The 19,216-nt window shown below is 44.3% G+C and carries 11 protein-coding genes; all 11 read left to right on the top strand.

From position 1 onward, the window contains the following. The first annotated feature begins 5 nt into the window (after positions 1–5). The 11 genes from AAG747_RS16195 (at position 6) to AAG747_RS16245 (ending at position 19,215) form a co-directional block, all read left to right on the top strand. Positions 6–1,721 carry a RagB/SusD family nutrient uptake outer membrane protein gene (locus tag AAG747_RS16195; RefSeq protein WP_346822244.1) on the top strand — a complete coding sequence of 572 codons (1,716 nt, stop codon included), beginning with the start codon at positions 6–8 and terminating at the stop codon, positions 1,719–1,721. Between the two features lie 67 nt (positions 1,722–1,788). After that, positions 1,789–3,105, top strand: a complete 1,317-nt coding sequence (locus AAG747_RS16200) for a sulfatase family protein (protein WP_346822245.1) — start codon at positions 1,789–1,791, stop codon at positions 3,103–3,105. 55 nt (positions 3,106–3,160) lie between these two features. After that, entirely contained in the window at positions 3,161–4,525 is a 1,365-nt protein-coding gene (locus AAG747_RS16205) for a sulfatase family protein (RefSeq protein ID WP_346822246.1), read from the top strand. A 148-nt stretch (positions 4,526–4,673) separates the two neighbouring features. Further along, the gene (locus AAG747_RS16210; RefSeq protein ID WP_346822247.1) at positions 4,674–6,224 is read left to right on the top strand and encodes a sulfatase family protein; all 1,551 of its coding nucleotides are present in this window, start codon (positions 4,674–4,676) and stop codon (positions 6,222–6,224) included. A gap of 285 nt (positions 6,225–6,509) precedes the next feature. Continuing rightward, positions 6,510–8,912, top strand: a complete 2,403-nt coding sequence (locus AAG747_RS16215; RefSeq protein ID WP_346822248.1) for a glycoside hydrolase family 95 protein — start codon at positions 6,510–6,512, stop codon at positions 8,910–8,912. A gap of 427 nt (positions 8,913–9,339) precedes the next feature. Continuing rightward, a complete protein-coding gene (locus tag AAG747_RS16220; RefSeq protein WP_346822249.1) occupies positions 9,340–9,900 on the top strand; it encodes an RNA polymerase sigma factor in 561 nt (186 codons plus the stop codon). Between the two features lie 351 nt (positions 9,901–10,251). Next, positions 10,252–11,229 (top strand): FecR family protein, encoded by a 978-nt coding sequence (locus AAG747_RS16225; RefSeq protein ID WP_346822250.1) that lies wholly within the window; start codon positions 10,252–10,254, stop codon positions 11,227–11,229. 6 nt (positions 11,230–11,235) lie between these two features. Continuing rightward, complete coding sequence (locus AAG747_RS16230; RefSeq protein WP_346822251.1) at positions 11,236–14,493, top strand: SusC/RagA family TonB-linked outer membrane protein; 3,258 nt, start codon at positions 11,236–11,238, stop codon at positions 14,491–14,493. A gap of 31 nt (positions 14,494–14,524) precedes the next feature. Continuing rightward, entirely contained in the window at positions 14,525–15,952 is a 1,428-nt protein-coding gene (locus AAG747_RS16235) for a RagB/SusD family nutrient uptake outer membrane protein (protein WP_346822252.1), read from the top strand. Between the two features lies 1 nt (position 15,953). After that, positions 15,954–16,409, top strand: a complete 456-nt coding sequence (locus AAG747_RS16240; RefSeq protein WP_346822253.1) for a hypothetical protein — start codon at positions 15,954–15,956, stop codon at positions 16,407–16,409. A 4-nt stretch (positions 16,410–16,413) separates the two neighbouring features. Then, on the top strand, positions 16,414–19,215 hold the full coding sequence (locus AAG747_RS16245) for a M16 family metallopeptidase (protein WP_346822254.1): 2,802 nt from the start codon (positions 16,414–16,416) through the stop codon (positions 19,213–19,215). The last annotated feature ends 1 nt before the right edge of the window (position 19,216 follow it).

Raw genomic sequence — 19,216 nt, forward strand, 5'->3', positions numbered from 1 at the left:
TAAGTATGAAATTTCTAAAATATATTCTTTGCATTCCGGTGTTGGGTCTGCTCGTTTCCTGTGAGGATTTTTTAGACCGTCCCCCTTTGGATGCCATTGGTACGGACAGTTATTGGAAGACCGCCGGAGATTTGGAAAATTATGTGATGCAATTTTACCCGAAGCTTCCCAGTCATGGAACCGGAGCCGGGATGCCCATTGAGGATGCCAACTCGGATAATATGATCTTGGCGGTGGCCAATGCGACTCTGAACGGGGAAAGGCCCATTACGACTGGGAATTGGATTGGTGATTGGGATGAAATTCGCAGCTTGAATATATTCTTCGATAATTATCAAAAAGTGGAGGATGGTTTTGATACCTACAAGCATTTTGTGGGCGAAGCGCATTTTTTTAAAGCTTGGTTTTACTTCCGCCTATTGAGAGTTTATGGAGATGTGCCCTGGTATGCCAAAGAGTTAACACCTGGTGATGAAGATTTGACAAAAGCCCGTGATCCAAGAACCTTGGTGGCCGATTCTGTTTTAGCACATATTGACAAAGCCATTGAATACCTTGATCCCCGCTCAGATGCCGGAAACAGCCGGCTCAACAAAGAAGCTGCTTTGGCTTTTAAAACCCGGGTGGCTCTGTTTGAAGGAACTTGGCAGAAGTATCATGAGGGGACCCCGTTTGCAAGTGAGGGCGCTGATCCGGCAAAATACTTTCAGGCTTGTGTAGACGCTGCCGAAGAGTTAATCAACGGCTCTTATACCAAAGGGATTTACAATACCGGTAGCCCTGACTGGGACTACTACACCCTCTTCGGTTTGGACAATATGTCGCAAGTAGAGGAAGTGCTCTTGTACCGCATCTCCAATTCCGGGGAGTCAATGGGGAATAATGTACAGTTTTATACTACTGTCAGGACAAACGAAATGGGCATCACCTGGTCTTTGGTATCCTCTTATCTGGGAAAAAACGGTGAACCTTATGATTACCTCGGCCTTGCCTCAACTACCAAAGGAAATGCATTTCTTAGTCAGGTAGCGAATGATTGCGATCCCAGGTTGAAAGCTACGGTTTGGATTCCTGGCGATTTAAGGGTTGCTTCTTCGGGAGAAGTATTCGACAAGCCTTTTATTGATAAAGGTGGCGAAGAGGTATGTCCTACGGGTTTTCAAGTGAAAAAATTCTCTAATCCGGGTTCTCCGGGAGCCGGCGGGGTTTGGGGAGGCAATAGTGAAACCGGATATATCCTTTTCCGCTATGCCGAAGTACTTTTAAATTATGCCGAAGCAAAATATGAAATGGAGGGTACGGTTGCTTATGATGCATTGAACTTGCTTCGCCAAAGGGCGGGAATGCCTGACTTTTCGATCAACCCGCAAGGTGCCGACTTAAATCCGGTTGACTATGGTTACCCGGTGACAGATGCTCTTTACGAGATTAGAAGGGAAAGGCGGGTAGAACTCGCTCTGGAAGGGCAACGCCAGGAAGATTACCAACGATGGGCCGCTCATGGATTATTTAAAGGGAAAAAACCATTAGGTTATCCTTTTGATGCTTCGGAGTTTCCGGGCTTTACCCCTCCATTAGATCCGAACGGCCTGATTGACTACTTTGCTAATCAGTTGCCCAGTGGTTTCCAATTCAAAGAAAACCGGGACTATCTGGACGATATTCCTCAAACAGAATTAACCTTAAACCCTAACTTGGAACAGAATCCGGGCTGGGAATAATCAATAGCGGGGTAGTTTATAAACTACCCCGCTATTGTGGTTTTAAAATGTAAAACAAAAATTGAAAATGACTTTTGAGGATTGTAAGCGGTTTGTATTTGGACTCTTAGTATTGTTGACTATACATAATACCTATGGGCAGGACCTGCCGCCGGAAAAGCCCAATATTATCCTCATTATGGCGGATGACCTGGGCTATGAAACTCTTGGCTGTAATGGAGGGGATAGCTATCCTACGCCCCGGCTCGATCAGTTATCCGAAGAAGGAATGTTGTTTGAAAATTGTTTTTCAACTCCACTCTGTACCCCTTCCAGAGTACAGTTGATGACTGGAAAATACAATTTCAGAAATTATATAGGGTTTGGCTTACTTGATCCCTCAGAAAAAACGTTCGGGCACTTTTTACAAGAAGCCGGTTATACAACTTGTATTGCGGGCAAATGGCAGTTGTATGGCAATGCCCGTCAACAAAAGCTGGCCGGAGGACGCACCGGAACTTTGCCTCAAGACGCGGGTTTTGATCAGTATTGTCTCTGGCAGGTGAAAGAATTAGGCTCCCGCTATAAGAACCCTACTGTGGAAATGAACGGCATAGGTACACGTACTTTTGACAAAGGGTATGGCCCCGATATTTTTGTGGAGTATATAGAGACATTTATAGAAACTCATCAAAACCAACCCTTTTTTGTCTACTTTCCCATGTGCTTGACACATGACCCTTTTGTTCCTACTCCGGCATCTTCCGAGTTTGAAAACTTTGATAGCAAGAGCAAAACCAATGATCCGAAGTATTTTGGAGAAATGGTGGGCTATATGGACAACGTTGTAGGCCGCCTGGTAGATAAAGTGAATGCTTTGGGCCTGAGAGAGAATACCTTGATTCTCTTTATCGGAGATAATGGGACGGACCGAAAGATCACTTCTGTGATGAAGGGCCGGGAAATAAAAGGGGATAAAGGTCATACAACGATGGCCGGTACGCATGTGCCTTTTATAGCCAGTTGGAAAGGGAAGGTGAAAGCCGGAACCCATAACAAAAACCTGATTGACTTTACCGATTTTTTGCCCAGCTTGTTGGACATTACAGGCCAAACAACGCAAAAGAAAAGCGAGCGAACCGATGGCTTGAGTTTCTATCCGCAACTCTTAGGGAAAAAAACAAAGGCAAGGGAATGGGTATTTTGTCATTACGACCCCAGGTGGGGAAAGTTCGAACCTCAGCGGTATGTCCAAAATACACAGTGGAAATTGTACGAGACAGGGGCAATTTTTAACTTGCAGAAAGACCCGGAAGAAAAATTTCCTTTACAAGAAAAAGATTTGCCGCGGAAAACCAAGTCCCTTATCCGGCAATTCTATCAGGTGTTGGAAAATTTACAATGATTGTAATAAGCGTTTTTTATTGTCTATCAAATAAGTATAACAACAAGTGAAGAACATGAAGCGAAAATTAAGTACAGGCCTTTTGGGTTACCTTATTTTGAGTGTATGGATGCATTCCTCCCTTTTTGCACAAAGTAAAAAAAGGAAGCCGGCTCCTAATATCATCATTCTATTTTGCGATGATATGGGCTATGGCGATGTCGGGGTATACGGACACCCAACCATCAAAACACCGAATATTGACCGCATGTCTCAAGAAGGGATGAAATTCACCAGCTTTTATACAGGTTCACCGGCTTGTACTGCCAGTCGTTACTCTTTGCTAACCGGGAGGTATCCGGTCATGTCGGGGTTTGGCTGGGTATTGTATCCGAAGTCCGAAAGAGGCATCCATCCGAAAGAGCACACCTTGGCCGAAGCTTTGAAAGAAAAAGGATATACTACGGCCATGTTTGGCAAATGGCATTTGGGGAGTACGAAAAAAGAGTATTTGCCCCGGCAAAATGGGTTTGACGAATATGTAGGCTTACCATATAGCAATGATATGTTACCACCGAAGTGGCCGGATATTCCTTTACTCCAAGGAAATGATACATTGGAACTCAATCCCGATCAAACCAAACTCACCGAATTGTATACACAAAAGGCAATTGAGTTTATCCGGAATCACAAACAAGACCCTTTCTTTATCTATTTGCCTTATGCAATGCCTCATGTGCCTTTGCATCCGGGGAAGAAGTTTGCCGGAAAGTCTCGTAGAGGCACGTATGGCGATGTGGTAGAAGAGGTCGATTGGAGTGTGGGACAAATCTTGGAAACATTGAGAAAAAACGGGCTGGATAAAAATACCTTGGTATGGTTCACCAGTGACAACGGCCCTTGGCTGATTAAAGGGGCTGATGGAGGTTCGGCCGGTTTGTTGAGAGATGGGAAAGGAAGTACTTGGGAAGGAGGAATGCGGGTACCTTCCGTGGCCTGGTGGCCAGGGCAAATTGAAGAACAGTCCGTAAATGGTGAACTGACCAGCACGATTGATTTATACCCGACTTTGCTCTCATTAGTAGGTGGGACAGTACCGACCGACCGGCTGATGGATGGTAAAGACATTGCTGCTTACCTCTTTCCGAAAAAGAACCGGAACGTAACCACTAAACCTTTCTTTTATTATGGTTTTAATCAAACAATCTTTGCTGTACGTAAAGGCCCTTGGAAATTGCACATAAGAACGCACAGCCAATTAAAGGTGGATTACTTTAATAAAGAATTGCCTCTCTTGTTTAATTTGGAGGAAGATCCTTCTGAAAAATATAACTTGGCAAAACAGCATCCCGAAATAGTGAATGAACTGTTGAAAGAAATCGAAGCACAACAACAAAGGGTAGCTGGAAACCCGGATTTTTATACCCTATCGGCTCATTGATACAATCAGGTGAACAAACGCTAGAAAAGCAATCTGTGATTTCTTTCTTATTTTCGTAGGAATCATTTCACTTCATGATCAAATTGCGGTTCATGAAATTGTTATCGATCACTTTTTAATACTAGCCACAATTAAAACCTCATTCAGCATGAATAAGAACCTACTATTCCTCTTTCTATTGTTGTCGGGAATGTTTGCTTGCAAGCCGGATAAAGAGAAAGCCGAATCGGAGGCAAAACCTCCCAATATCGTCTTTATCATGACGGACGATCACTCTTATCAAACCCTCAGTGCTTATGACCGGCGTTACATCCAAACGCCTAACCTGGACCGGATTGCGAACGAAGGAGTGAAATTTACCAATAGCTTTGTGACCAATTCTATTTGCGGACCCAGCCGGGCGGTAATGCTTACCGGAAAGCACAGTCATGTCAATGGTTTTGTGAACAACTCCGGTGAGTTTGACGGGTCACAACCTACCTTTCCCAAATATTTGCAACAGGCAGGATACCAAACGGCCCTTGTGGGGAAGTGGCATTTAAAAAGTCAACCGACCGGGTTTAATCATTGGGAGATTTTGATCGGGCAGGGTAATTATTACAATACGGATTTTATCGAAAACGGAGAGCGTAACCGTTCGGAAGGCTATGTGACCGATGTGATTACGGATAAAAGCCTTGACTGGTTGGAAAAAAGGGACAAGGAGAAGCCCTTCTGTCTATTGGTGCATCACAAAGCGACCCATCGCATCTGGATGCCGGATACGGCCTTGTTGAATTTGTTTGAGGGGCAGGAGTTTGACGTGCCGGAGAGTTTCTTTGACGGGTATGAGGGAAGGACGGCAGCAGCAGAACAGAAAATGAGTATTGATAAGGATATGGATTTGGTGTATGACTTGAAAATGCTGGACAAAGAAGGGGAGTTGTTGACCAAATACCGGAAAGCGTACGAAGGAATGTATGGCCGGATGAACGAAGAGCAAAAAGCCGCCTGGGATGCCTATTACGATCCGATCATTGAGGAGTTTAAAAAAGCCGGATTAAAAGGGAAAGAATTAGCATTGTGGAAGTACCAACGGTATATGCAGGATTATTTGAAATGTGTAAAATCGGTGGACAACAATGTCGGCCGTCTATTGGACTATCTGGACGAACAGGGTTTGGCTGAAAATACCTTGGTGGTTTATACTTCCGACCAGGGATTTTATATGGGAGAACACGGCTGGTTTGACAAGCGCTTTATGTATGAGGAATCTTTGCGTACCCCTTTACTCATGCGTTTTCCGAAAGGAATAGAAGCTAAGGGAAATCAGGAGGCGATGGTGCAAAACCTGGACTATGCACCCACTTTCCTGGATTTGGCCGGAGTCCCCGTACCTGAAGATATACAAGGAGCTTCTTTATTGCCATTGGTACAAGGAAAAGCCAAAGATTGGCGAAAAGCAATTTATTATCACTATTATGAATACCCCAACGAACATATGGTGAAGCGGCATTACGGCATCCGAACCGATCGCTATAAGTTGATTCATTTTTACAATGACATAGACGAATGGGAGCTATATGATTTGAAAAACGATCCGGATGAAATGGAAAATTTAATCGAAAAAGAAGGGTATTGGGATATTTCGGAAGAGTTAAAAACCGAATTGGTGAATTTACAGAGTACCTATCAGGATACCGATAAGGCTACATTTTAGTCAATGATCAGTAACGATAAACCTTCCGGAATTCCAAAACCCGGAAGGTTTTTTTATTGCAAACGTTTGATTGCCTATTTCTACGATCCCCTTCTTATCTTTAATTCGTAACCTCAAAAGAGCTTTACAATAATTTCGAGATGCATTTAGTAAACCACCTTTGTTTTCGAGAAAAGGTTTACCTATTCGTACAAAAGCCTTCCTTGCCTGAGGAGGGCCTTTTACCTTGTAAGTCATTGTCCTTTCTTGTAAATACTTGATTATACATACACATACTTTGAATCAATGAAGTCAACCGTAACGTTTACAAGCCTTGTCTTCCTGATATTGGGATGCCTTGGCAGTTTAATTGGCTGTAAAGAAAAGCCTGAGGGGCAGGCATTACAGCACCAAGAGCCTTTGCGACTTTGGTATACCCGGCCGGCACAGGATTGGATGCAAGAAGCCCTTCCTTTGGGGAATGGGTATATGGGCGCCATGTTTTTTGGCGGCATGGAGGAAGAACATATTCAGTTTGCAGAAGAATCATTATGGGCGGGTGGTCCCGGTTCACATGACAAATACAAGTTCGGAATTCGCAACGGTGCTCATCAAAATTTGCCGAAGGTGCGGGCGCTGTTGAAAGCCGGTAAATTGGAAGAAGCTCACCGTTTGGCCAACCAGGAATTGACCGGGGAAATTCATAAATCGGAAGAGAACCCTACTTCTTTCGGAGACTATGGTGCTCACCAAACCATGGGTGATCTCTATATTTCTGTGAAACAGGAAGGAGAGATACAAAATTACCAAAGAGCCTTGGATCTGAACGAAGGAGTCGCTACCGTTACTTATCAAGCAGGGGATGTACATTATCAGAGAAAGTTCTTTGGCAATTATCCCAAAAGGGTAATGGTTTACCATTTTGAAAGTGATGCTCCGGAAGGAACGGATTACCGTATTCGCTTGGAGTCACCCCACCAGAAACTTTCCGAAAAGTTTGAAAACAACACTTACCGTTGGGAAGGGCAGCTTCCCGGTAACAACCTTCGCTTTGAAACGTGTTACCGAGTGCTGACAGACAAAGGGATTGTAAGCTTTGAAAAGGGAGCAGTTTTGGTAAAAGGGGGTAGTTCGATCACCATCATTCATACTGCCTCTACGGAATATCAGGCTTCTTACCCTGATTATAGAGGAAGGGATTATAAAGCATTAAATCAACAAACCTTGGCAAAGGTAGAGGGGCTGACCTCTATAGCTTTGTACAAAGAACACCAACAGGATTATCAGTCTTTGTTTCACCGGGTGACGTTGAATTTAGGAGGGCACTCCAGAGACAGTTTACCCACCGACCAACGGCAAAAAACATATTATGAGGGAACCTCTGATCCAGGTTTGGAAGCTTTGTATTTTCAGTACGGTCGCTATTTAATGATATCCGCATCCCGCCCCGGAACCATGCCCATGAACTTGCAGGGTAAGTGGAATCACAGTGTTGACCCTCCTTGGGCTTGTGACTATCATATGAATATCAACCAACAGATGATCTATTGGCCTGCCGAAGTTGCCAACTTATCCGAATGTCACGAGCCTTTGTTTGACTATATGAAAAGTTTGGTAGCACCAGGTCAGGTGGCGGCAAAGGAATTTTTTAATACCCGTGGTTGGATAGTCAATACCATGAACAACGCCTACGGCTTTACCGCTCCGGGTTGGAGTTTTCCTTGGGGATTTTTCCCGGGGGGAGCCGCTTGGCTATGTCAACACACCTGGGAGCATTATGCCTTTACCCAGGACACCGTTTATCTGCAACATACGGCTTATCCCCTTATGAAAGAAGCAGCTTTGTTTTGGATGGATTACCTTACGGAAGATGAAAACGGGCAGTTGGTTTCCTTTCCTTCTTACTCACCGGAACATGGGGGGATTTCTACCGGAGCCTCTATGGATCATCAAATGGCGTGGGACCTGTTGAACAATTGTATTCGGGCTGCGGAAATTTTAAATACTGACGAAAAATTCAGGGAAGAAGCCAAGCAGGTGAGAGACCGGATTTGTCCGCCTATGATTGGAAAATGGGGGCAACTGCAAGAGTGGAAAGAGGATGTGGACGATCCTGACAATCACCACCGTCATGTTTCGCATTTATTTGCTTTGTACCCCGGTCATCAAATTTCCGTGACCAAGACGCCCCAACTGGCAGAAGCTGCTAAAGTGAGCTTGAATGCCCGGGGCGATGACGGTACGGGTTGGTCCTTGGCATGGAAAGTATCCTTTTGGGCCCGCCTTCGCGATGGCGACCGGGCGTATAAGCTTTTCAAAAGGGTATTGAAACCAATCGTGGAGAAAGGATATAATATGACGGATGGGGGAGGCTCTTATGCCAATTTACTGTGTGCGCACCCTCCTTTTCAAATTGATGGGAATATGGGAAGTACGGCCGGTATAGCGGAAATGCTTTTACAATCTCATGCCGGTGTCCTGGATATATTGCCCGCTTTGCCCGGTGTATGGGCACAAGGCAGCGTAAAAGGCTTGAAAGCCAGAGGGGGCTATACAGTGGATATTACTTGGGACAATGGAACACTCAAACAGGTAAGAATCCTGGCAAACCGCCCTGGTGCATGTACCGTGAACCATGGTGAAAAGAAAATTACCTTGAACTTTCAAAAAGGAGAAACAAAGACCTTGGACGCTTCGGAATTTGAGTAGCCGGATATAGACGGTAAGAAATTCAGCAGAAAAGCTATTGGGGTATCTTGCATGCGTCAATAGCTTTTTTCTTTAGGTGTATCAAACAAATACCCAACAGAGTCAGAAGATTGGAATAATCTGTTTTTCCACTCACTTTTTCACTATTTCTTTCATTCACCACTTCTGTGGAAGTAAAGTGCTAACACCGCATATCTTCCTTCCTGTGATTTTTAAATAATTTTTTACTCTTGATTTTAGTGACTAACTTGAGGGCTTGTTTAAGAAGGGATTGTGTTCTGTGGCTTATCTCAGCTGGTACAAATGAATATTCATGTGAATGAACAATCCCCTTTTTGAACCGGACAAGGCATGTCAAATACACAAGCATAAAATCGGAACATCAACCTTCATTTTTCGGTCTACACGTTAAACCTAGGCTCATTGGATGAAAGAAGAGCAATCCAACAAACAGGAGCTTCCCTGGCAGGATAAGAAACGGTTCGAACAGTTTTATAAAGATCATTTTCTGACAATGGTGGTCTTTTGTGAACATGTAGTAAAAGATAAAGACCTTGCTTGTCAGTTAGTACAAGAAGCCTTTTTTAAAATTTGGGAAAAAAGAACCAAGCTTCAGGAAATCAAAAACCCGGAGGCCTACTTGTATGTAGCTGTCAAAAATGTAGCCTTGGATTACCTGCGTAAATTTCAACATGAACTCTTTGTCTTACCGGAGGAGCAAGTTGATGAAGAAGCAACGTTCCCATGGTCTGAAGATGAAAGCTTGATGCCGCTCATCAAAAAACTCACCAAACAACTACCGGACAAATGCAGGGAAGTATTTGAATTAAGTTATTTCCAAGGGTTGACCAAAGACGAAATTGCGGAATATTTAAAGATTTCGCCCGAGACAGTGAAAAAGCAAAGGACGATCGCCCTCAAAAAAATGCGCAGTGCCTTGTCTCCTTATGTGAAAAGTTTGCTCATTTTGATTTCCTTCTTAGGATAGGAAAGGTTGCTACATTGAGCAAACTTGACTTTATCCAAAAACATCTTTGAGAATTTTCGTATCCCTATTTTAGCTCATGGTTTTAAATATGGGCCGCCATAAGCGCTTCATAATCACAGGGTAAAGTTCTTAAATCGTTGAGCCGGGTTATTGTTGAAATTCAAGTGTCCGAAATTTTTTTTGAAAAAGTTTTACCCCCCTTTCAATTGGCATCCGTCACTCTATCAAAGGGTGGCCTGAAAGTACATAAAAAAGGCTCTGTAGATAATCATAACCGTGCAACAACATAGCACAAATGTTTAAAAGAAAGCCAGATGGCAGAAATACCATATAGATGAGCATTGGATAGCCTTGTTACAGGCTTATCAGGCAGGGAGCGTGACCCAAGAAGAACAGGATACGGTCAATACCTGGTTGGCTCAAGCTCCTGAAAACCGCTTGGTATATGAGGGCTTGGTAAAAACCAATAAGACAAAGCCGGAGCTTCCGGGTTGGACGCAGTCGATTGATGTAGATGCTCATTGGCAAAAGCTTGCAGTGCGAATAGATGCTTCCGAAAAGCTGAAAAGCCGGCAAGTTTATTTGCAAAAGAGAACCATTAGAAGACGCATGGCCATTGCCGCCTCTTTGGTACTAGTGGGATTAGCAGGGCTTTTGACTTGGTATTCGTTGGGTGAGCAGACGATTCAGGTGACAGCCGGCTTGCAAACCAAAGAAGTAACCCTTCCCGATGGATCGAAGCTCTTGTTAAATAAAAATACCCAACTGGAATATGGAGAGGATTTCGGGAAAAAGCATCGCTCTTTAACAATGAATGGACAGGCATATTTTGAAGTAGCTCCTAATAAAAAGCTGCCTTTCAAAATCCATTCGGAACATGCGCTGACCACTGTAGTCGGGACAAGTTTTGATTTGAAAGACTATGCGCAATCCAAAGAGCCGGTAACATTGTCGGTAACCCATGGGTTGGTGAGCTTTTCAGTGCCGGAAACTACCGGAAAGGAATGGTTGGTGAAAAAAGGTGAACAAATCCGGCTGGATACCCAAAAACGACAAATTGCTCATTCGAAGAGCTTTAATTCGGAAACACTTTTGTGGAGCGGGCATTTGTATTTTGACAATACAAAGATGAAAGAGGTATTGGGAGCTTTGGCAGCAAAATATTCGAAAAATATCCGACTGGAAAATAAAGCCTTGGAAGACTGTTTGTTTTCCGGGAAATTTTTTGAAGAGGAGTTGGAAGAAGTGCTGGAAGTGTTGAGTAAAACTCTTTCCATCAGCTGGAAATATACAAACGGAGAATATATCTTGAGTGGTAAATGCCAATAATTCTTTATGAAAAACAACTACAATTTCCTAAGACTACTCTTAGTATTACAACTTTTCATCGGCTCGTATGCCATGGCGCAAGAGCAACACTTCAAAAGCTTTGATCTGCAAGCCGGAGAATTGGAATTGTCCGAATTTCTGGAAGTGTTGGAAGATTCCTACGGAGTGCATTTTGCCTACAGTCCCAGCGTCTTGCCGGTGGACCGTCTGGTCAGAACGAACTATCAGGAAAAGCGACTGGAAGATATACTGGAAGACATCTTTGATACGCTGGATATCGAATATTCCATCCAAGGCAACAGGGTGGTTCTTTCCAAAAAAACTTCGCCCCAGGTGCTGAAACAGGAACCTTTGGTGATTAGCGGGCAGGTAAAAGAAGAAGAAACCGGAGAAACCTTGGTGGGAGCAACGGTAACAGTGAAAGGAACCAATAAAGGGGCCGTTACGGATGTGGATGGAAACTACCGCCTAATAGTGCCTAATTTGAAGGTGGAACTGGTTTTTAATTTTATCGGAAAAATAAGTCAGACCATTGCGGCAAATGGGCGGACCAAAATCGATGTCTCTTTAAAAAACGATATTCTGGAACTGGAAGCCGTGGTGGTCAATGGGTATGGAATTGAAGAGAAGAAAGAAAATATGGTGGGAAGTGCCGAGCACATTACTTCCGAGCAGTTGAAGCGAAAGCCGGTTGCCCGGGTAGATCAAATGTTGGACGGGGTTGTCACCGGGTTGCGATATGAAGTACAAAGCACCGATGCCAGCAGTGCCCGGCCCCGTTTCCAAACCCGCATCCGGGGAGAGGCTTCCTTTATGGCCTCCAATGAACCGCTGTGGATTGTAGATGGTATCCCCTTGTACACAGGAAACCGTACTAATCTGATTCCGGGCGTCAATGCTTCGGTCAGCCCTCTTTCGTATCTGAATCCGAATGATATAGAATCCATTACTGTGTTGAAAGACGCGGCATCGGTTTCTATTTACGGAGCAAACGGAGCAAATGGAGTGATCTTAATTACAACTAAAAAAGGAAGTGCCAACCAAAGCCGGATACAGTTTAGCTACCGAACCGGGGTCAGTAAAATTACCGACACCAAATTTCAAGTGTTGTCCGGTGATGAATACCGGGTGTTGGCAAAAGAGGCATTTGAAAATTCCGGCAAACCTTTGAGCGAATACCCTTTCCCAACGGAAGCGGATACCACTAGCACAGATTGGTACGATACGTTTTTCCGGAATGGAATTACTTCTCAGTATAACCTTTCGGCTTCAGGGGGCAGTGGTCAGACTTCTTACTTTATGTCTGCCGGTTATTATAAAGAAAAGCAAACGATAATAGCCAATAACACCGAGCGCTTTTCGGCCAAGCTGAACCTGGATCAACGCTTTGGCGACCGGGTAAAAGTGGCGTTCCGGACCTCCGGTTCTTACAATAAAAATAACCTGTTTACCCCTAGGGATTTTTATTACGTTGCCCGGCCGAATATCGATCCCTATACGGAAGAGGGGGATTTTGCGCTGTACGATCGCTTGACCGGAAATAAACTGTACAATCATTTGGCAATTGCTCAGCAAAATGATCATAAACAAAGTTCCTTTACGGTAAATGGAAATATGGCCGTGACGGTTAAGATTCTGGACGGGCTTGATTTTACCAGCCGCAATGGAATTGATTATTTGAGTATTACCGAAGATCAATATTCTTCTAAGAAAAACTGGTCGGGCATGAACTTGGAAGGTGAGCCGGTAGGGTATTCCAGGCGAGCGCAAAACAGTTATCTCAAGTGGGTGAGTATTAATCGCTTGAACTACTCATTGGATCTGGGCAAACACTCCTTGAATGCCTTGCTTGGTACGGAGTCCAGTAGTAGCCGCAGGCGTTCTTCCGAAGGTACGGGCTATGGCTTTGCCAGCGATCAGATTAAAGAATTGGAATTTACCCCGGATGAGAATCAACGGGCTTCCAGCTCCGCGGTAGAAGAGACGGCCCTTTCTGTATTTGGCCGCTTGGGCTACTCTTGGGACGAGCGCTATTTTCTAACAATGAACTTCCGGAAGGATGGCAACTCCCGCTTTGGCTCGGATGTGCAGTGGGCTAATTTCCTGTCAGCCGGACTGGGTTGGACCATCAGTAACGAGGCCTTCTGGCAAAGTAAATTAATAAACTTCCTGAAAGTAAAGGCCAGCTACGGTACCAATGGCAATTCCCGGATCGGGACCTACCAGGCCAAAGGTTTGTACAGCTTTAGCAATGATTATGCATACAACCAACAACCCGGTGCCATCATCACTTCGGGGGAAAATCCCCATTTCAGTTGGGAAACGACCTATATGCTCAATACAGGTGTAAGTTGGGGTATTCTGGATCGGGTATACATTGATCTGGAATATTATAACAACATTACCAATGACCTGATTGACAAGGTGCCCGTATCGCAAACCACCGGAGAAACCCGGGTGTACAGAAACATCGGAAAGGTGAAAAACAGTGGCTTGGAGCTGACGGTATCTTCTATAAATATAAAAAATAAGCATTGGCAGTGGAATACCCGTTTTAACCTGGCAAAGAATCAAAATGAAATTCTGGAACTATACAATGGAATTGAGCAAAGGGCTGGAGTAAACATCCGGAAAGTAGGAGAGGACTCCAGAACCTTGTACCTGATTCGTTGGGCAGGGGTGGACCCCAGAGACGGTGCTCCTTTGTGGCTGGATGCCCGGGGCAACCTTACCCGGCAGTATAGTGCAGACAACCGGGTGCCTGTAGGCTCAACCAACCCTGACTTTTTCGGAGGGATGACTAATACAGTTACTTACAAAAATTTTACCCTGAGCTTTTTGCTGAACTATACGGTAGGGGGATATGCCTTTAGCACTTTAAGAAGAAATTCGGAGTCGGACGGTTTGAATATCTTGTCGGATAACCAGTCTAAAAACCAACTGGACCGTTGGCAAGAACCCGGAGATTTGGCTACGGTCCCACAATTGATTGCCAAAGTTTCGCAGCAGTCCAGTATGAATTCTACCCGTTTTTTACATAAGAAAACACATGTGCGCTTACAGAATGTCAGCTTGAATTACCAGTTGGAAGAACGTTGGGTAAAAAAGACTCCTATCAAAGCGGCCAGTGTGTATGTACAAATGGATAATGTAGGCTTCTGGACGCCTTACGCCAACCGTAAAGACCGGAATACCTATAAAAATTCCTTTTCGCCATTTCCTTTGGAGAGCGTTTTTTCTTTAGGGGTAGATTTGACTTTATAAGCAATTATCAATTGAGATATAATATAATACGATGACTTTCAAACCGCATATAAAAACCTGTTTGATCATAGCAGGATGGATGTTTTTGATGGGATGTAGCGAATTTTTGGAAAAAGAACCCATCGGGAAGGTGAGTAAAAACCTCCTGTTTGTAGATATGGACGGAGCGAGGGCGGCAATGGCTGGGGCTTACAACCGGATGGCATATTATTACGGCCGGGAATTTAGCCTTTACGGAGACATAGCCGGGGATGATGTGGACTTGTCTCAATCCGTAGAAAATGCAAACCTTCAAAATATCCATAATTTCCAAAGCGATGCAGAAAACGATTTGGGAACTGCCGGGTATGTCTGGCGCAATATTTTTGAAGCGCTGACCAATGTCAATAATATCCTGGAAGCCATTCCGGATTTGACAGAAAAGGCCCCCAACCATCAAGAAGAAATTAAATTTATTCAAGGGCAAACCTTGTTTTTAAGGGCCTTATGTCATTTGGATTTGAGTAAGGCCTATGCGCAACATTATACGTTTACCCCGGATGCCAGCCACTTGGGAGTGCCTGTTTTGTTAAAAACTCCCGGAGCGGAAGATAATGTGGCAAGGCAAACCATGCAAAAAACATATGAGCAAATTATCAATGACCTGAAACAATCTGCCGAATTGCTGGAAAATTTCGAAGCCGAAGATGCCTTTACGGTTTCACAAGAAGCGGCTTGGGCCTTGCTTTCCCGGGTATACCTTTATCAAGAAGAGTGGCAATTGGCGGTTGATTATGCAGACAAGGTTATTCAATCCGGACGGTTTTCCCTGACCGAAGCGGAGGAGTATAAGGATATGTATCAAACTTCCGAGGCCGGAGATGAGGCGATACTGAGGTTTTACTTGCGCGAAAAAGATAGTAGAACGCTTGCCGCAATGTATTCATCGGTTTCCAGTACCGTGTATTGTTCCCAACAATTGTATGATCAGTTTGCAGAGAAAGATGTACGGAAGACAATGTTTGAAGAGCCCCTAAGTGGTAAGTTGATTTCAGTGAAGTACGCTGTGAAAAACAATGAGACCAATTATGTTCCCATAGATCCTTTTGTGGTACGCTTATCCGAAATATACCTGAACCGGGCGGAGGCCTTCTGGCAATTAAACCAGCCAGGCAAAGCAGCTATGGATGTAAAGAAATTGTTGGAGCAGCGAGTGCCGGAGGTCGATCATGAAGCCGTACTGCATCTAGATAAAGAGCCCTTGTATTCCCTGATTTGTATGGAGAGAAGAAAAGAGCTTTGCTTTGAAGGGCATCGCCTCTATGACATTTCCCGGCGAAAAGAAAATCTCGAGCGGGGGGCGGGTTGTGCCTCTTCGGTTTGTCAACTTTCTTACCCCAATCCAAGGTTTATTTTGCCTATTCCCCGTACAGAATTAGATGCCAACGGCAATATGCAACCCAATCCAGAAATCAATTGATATGAAGACCTATATACTATTAGCATGTACACTGTTTGCGGGTCTTTTTATGGCCTGTAATAAGGAAGAAGTCGAGCCTTATGACCATCCTTTTTTTCATATTCATATGGAGAATCAGGATACGGTGATGGTAAGGGCCAACCGGAAAGATCAGGTAGATTATTCGATTTACCTAAGTGCCAAAAGGCAGTTTGAACCCATTACGGTGAAGTATTCCGTCATCGCCAAGGGCTTGGAAGAGGGAGTGCATTATCAATTGCTGAATACTTCGGATGAATTACTATTTAGCCCGGGGGTATTTGAAATGCCTGTGGGGATTCAGTGGATGGAAGGACCTTTAGATCCTGCTCAGGAAAATTCCTTGATTATCAAAATAGATAATAATAGTAAAAATTACACCTTGGGCTTGCCCGGACCGGACCAATTACAACAACAACTCGTCATTATAAGGAACTAACTATATGCATACAAGTAGAACATTTTTGGCACTGATTTTTTTAGTGCTCGGGCAGAGTATTGCCTTTGCTCAGGCATTGAAAACAGACCCGAACCTAACAAAAGGACAATTTAAAAACGGTCTGACATACTACATTTACCCACATGCTTACCCTGAAGGACAAGTCAACCTTCGCTTATATGTGAAGGCAGGCTCCCTTCAGGAAACAGAACAACAAAGAGGGCTGGCTCATTTTGTGGAGCATATGGCCTTTAACGGAACGAAAAACTTTGAAAAAAATGAATTGATCAGTTTTTTGGAGTCCAAAGGGGTGAAGTTTGGACATGATTTGAACGCCCATACCAGCTTTGATGAAACGGTGTATAAGTTACAATTGCCTGCCAATACCCTGCAGGAATTGGACGAAGCTCTAACGGTATTGTCAGACTGGGCATTTGCCATCTCATTTGACTCCTTGCAAATTGAAAAAGAACGGGGAGTAATTATGGAAGAGTGGCGTACCGGATTGGGAGCCAGAGGCCGTATGCGGAAGGCTTTTCTTTCCAGCTTGTTAAATGAATCCCGGTTTGTAGAGCGCTTGCCTATTGGCGATACCGCGGTCATACAGCATTTTAACCATCAGGAGATCAAAGATTTTTACCACAGTTGGTATCGCCCGGAATTAATGGCCGTAGCCATTACCGGAGATATAGACGCTAAAAAGGTAAAGAAATTAATTAAAAAGCATTTCCGGAAGCAAAAAAATCAGGAAAGGGCTTGGCCTGAAAGCTATCCCGTGCCGGAGCATAAAGATACCCTGGTAAACATTGTGACAGACCCTGAAGCCACTGACGTGGAAATGAGTTTGTACAAAAAGACCAAGGCTTTTGACCCTATTCAAACCGAAGAAAGTTATAATCAGTATTTGACGCGGAGCATGGTGAACCGCTTAATGTCACACCGGTTTAGTCAGATCAGCCTGAAAAACCCGGCTTACCGCAAAGCGGGACTTTCCATCGGAAATTTGGTGAGTACCAAAGGGGCTTTTGGTGGGGACATTTCACTGTATAAAGAGAAAATAGAGAAAGGCATTCTCCAATATATGCGTGAAAAAGAACGGATGATGCGCTATGGGTTTACCAACTCGGAGTTGAACATTGTCAAAAAGAACTACCTGCTTAAGTTGGAACAAGCTTTAAAAGGAAAAGAGGGTAAGGCTTCCGGTGCTTTTTTAGGAGATATTGAAAATCACTTTTACAAAGGGCATGCAATGGTCAGTAAAGAAGAAGAGCTGAAACTTGCCCGGAAGCATCTGTCCGATATAGATTCCGTAGCCTTACTTCAATATTTGCAAACATTTGATCAAAAAGAAGATGTAGTGGTAATTGTGACGGCCCCGGAGGAGATAAAAGACAAGTTACCTACCGAAAAGGCATTACTAGCTTTATTGCAAACAACAAAAGCAGAAGCCCTGGAGCCCTGGTCGGTGCATACGGTAGTCCCTGGTCAGTTATTGGCAGAAGAACCGATGGCAGGACGGATCGTAAAGGAAAATTCTTTGGAGGTAATTGGAGCCAAAGAGTGGGTTTTGTCCAACCAGGCCCGGGTGATTTTTAAACCCACGGATTTAGACCCGAACCGGGTGAACATGTCCGGCTTCCGGGAAGGAGGGTTATATGCCTTGGACTCTGCAGAGTACGTCACCGGGATGTTTGCCAAATCGGTGATTGGAATGAGTGGTGCCGGCAATTTTAGCCGTCAAGCCTTGAGTGAATACCTGGCTGGCAATACGGCTTCTGCTATTTTGATTTTGGCCAAAAACCGCGAAGGGGTGGTTGCAGGAGCTGATCTTACAGACCTGGAAGAGATGTTCCGCTTGATGTACCTGAAATGGACGGCCCCCAGAGTGGACTCTACCATGTTTGTTGCCACTCAAGAAAGAACCTTGGAAGCCATTGCCAATGCCCGGAAAAAGCCGGATTACTCATATAACCGTCAATTGGGCTTGTTGTTAAACGGCCGGAGCTATGTGACGGAAGGCCTGGATTCGGCCCGCTTGGAAAAGGAATTGGTATTGGATAAAATCATTCCGGTGTTTCAAAAGCGCTTTGGTTCGGCCCAGGGGTTTACGTTTGTTATTACCGGACAGGTAGAAGAAGCCGTTTTAAAACCCTTGGTAGAGCGCTATTTGGCGGCATTGCCTTCGGAAAATATCCGTAAGGACTATGTCTATCAAGGCCCTGCATTGAATCCGGAGAAAAAGGAACTGGTAGACTATGCCGGACAGAGTCCTAAAGCCAAGGTGAATATCTTTTTCCGGGAAACGGATTTTGAATATGACTACGCATATACGCTGAAACTGGAAATGCTGGAAGAGGTGCTGAAAATCAAGCTCCGGCATCAGTTGCGGGAAGAGAGTTCTGGCGTGTATGGAGTAGGAGTGAGCTTGTCTGCCACCAGCAAACCCAATAAACTGATGCAAGGCCGAGTGGTGTACACATGCTCGCCTGATAATGTGGATCGCTTGCAAAAAGAAGTCTTTCAAGAGCTGGACAAAATCTGTAAAGACCCTGCTTCTTTTGAAAGTGAACTGGTCAATATCAAAACGCAAATGTTGGAAGCCAGGAGAGTGAAACAGCAAAGTAACACCTTTTGGAATTCCGGTATTCGCAACCATTACTACCATGGATTTACAGACTGGGGATATTTCACCAACTATGCAGCCATGGTCAACGCCATCGATGCCGGGATGCTGAGCCGTATGCTCCAAAGGCAACTCGAGCAAGAGAATATTATAAAAGCAACTTTATTACCCATTAAAAACTAAA

It is taken from the genome of Rapidithrix thailandica (genome assembly GCF_039710355.1).
Lineage (GTDB): Bacteria > Bacteroidota > Bacteroidia > Cytophagales > Flammeovirgaceae > Rapidithrix > Rapidithrix thailandica.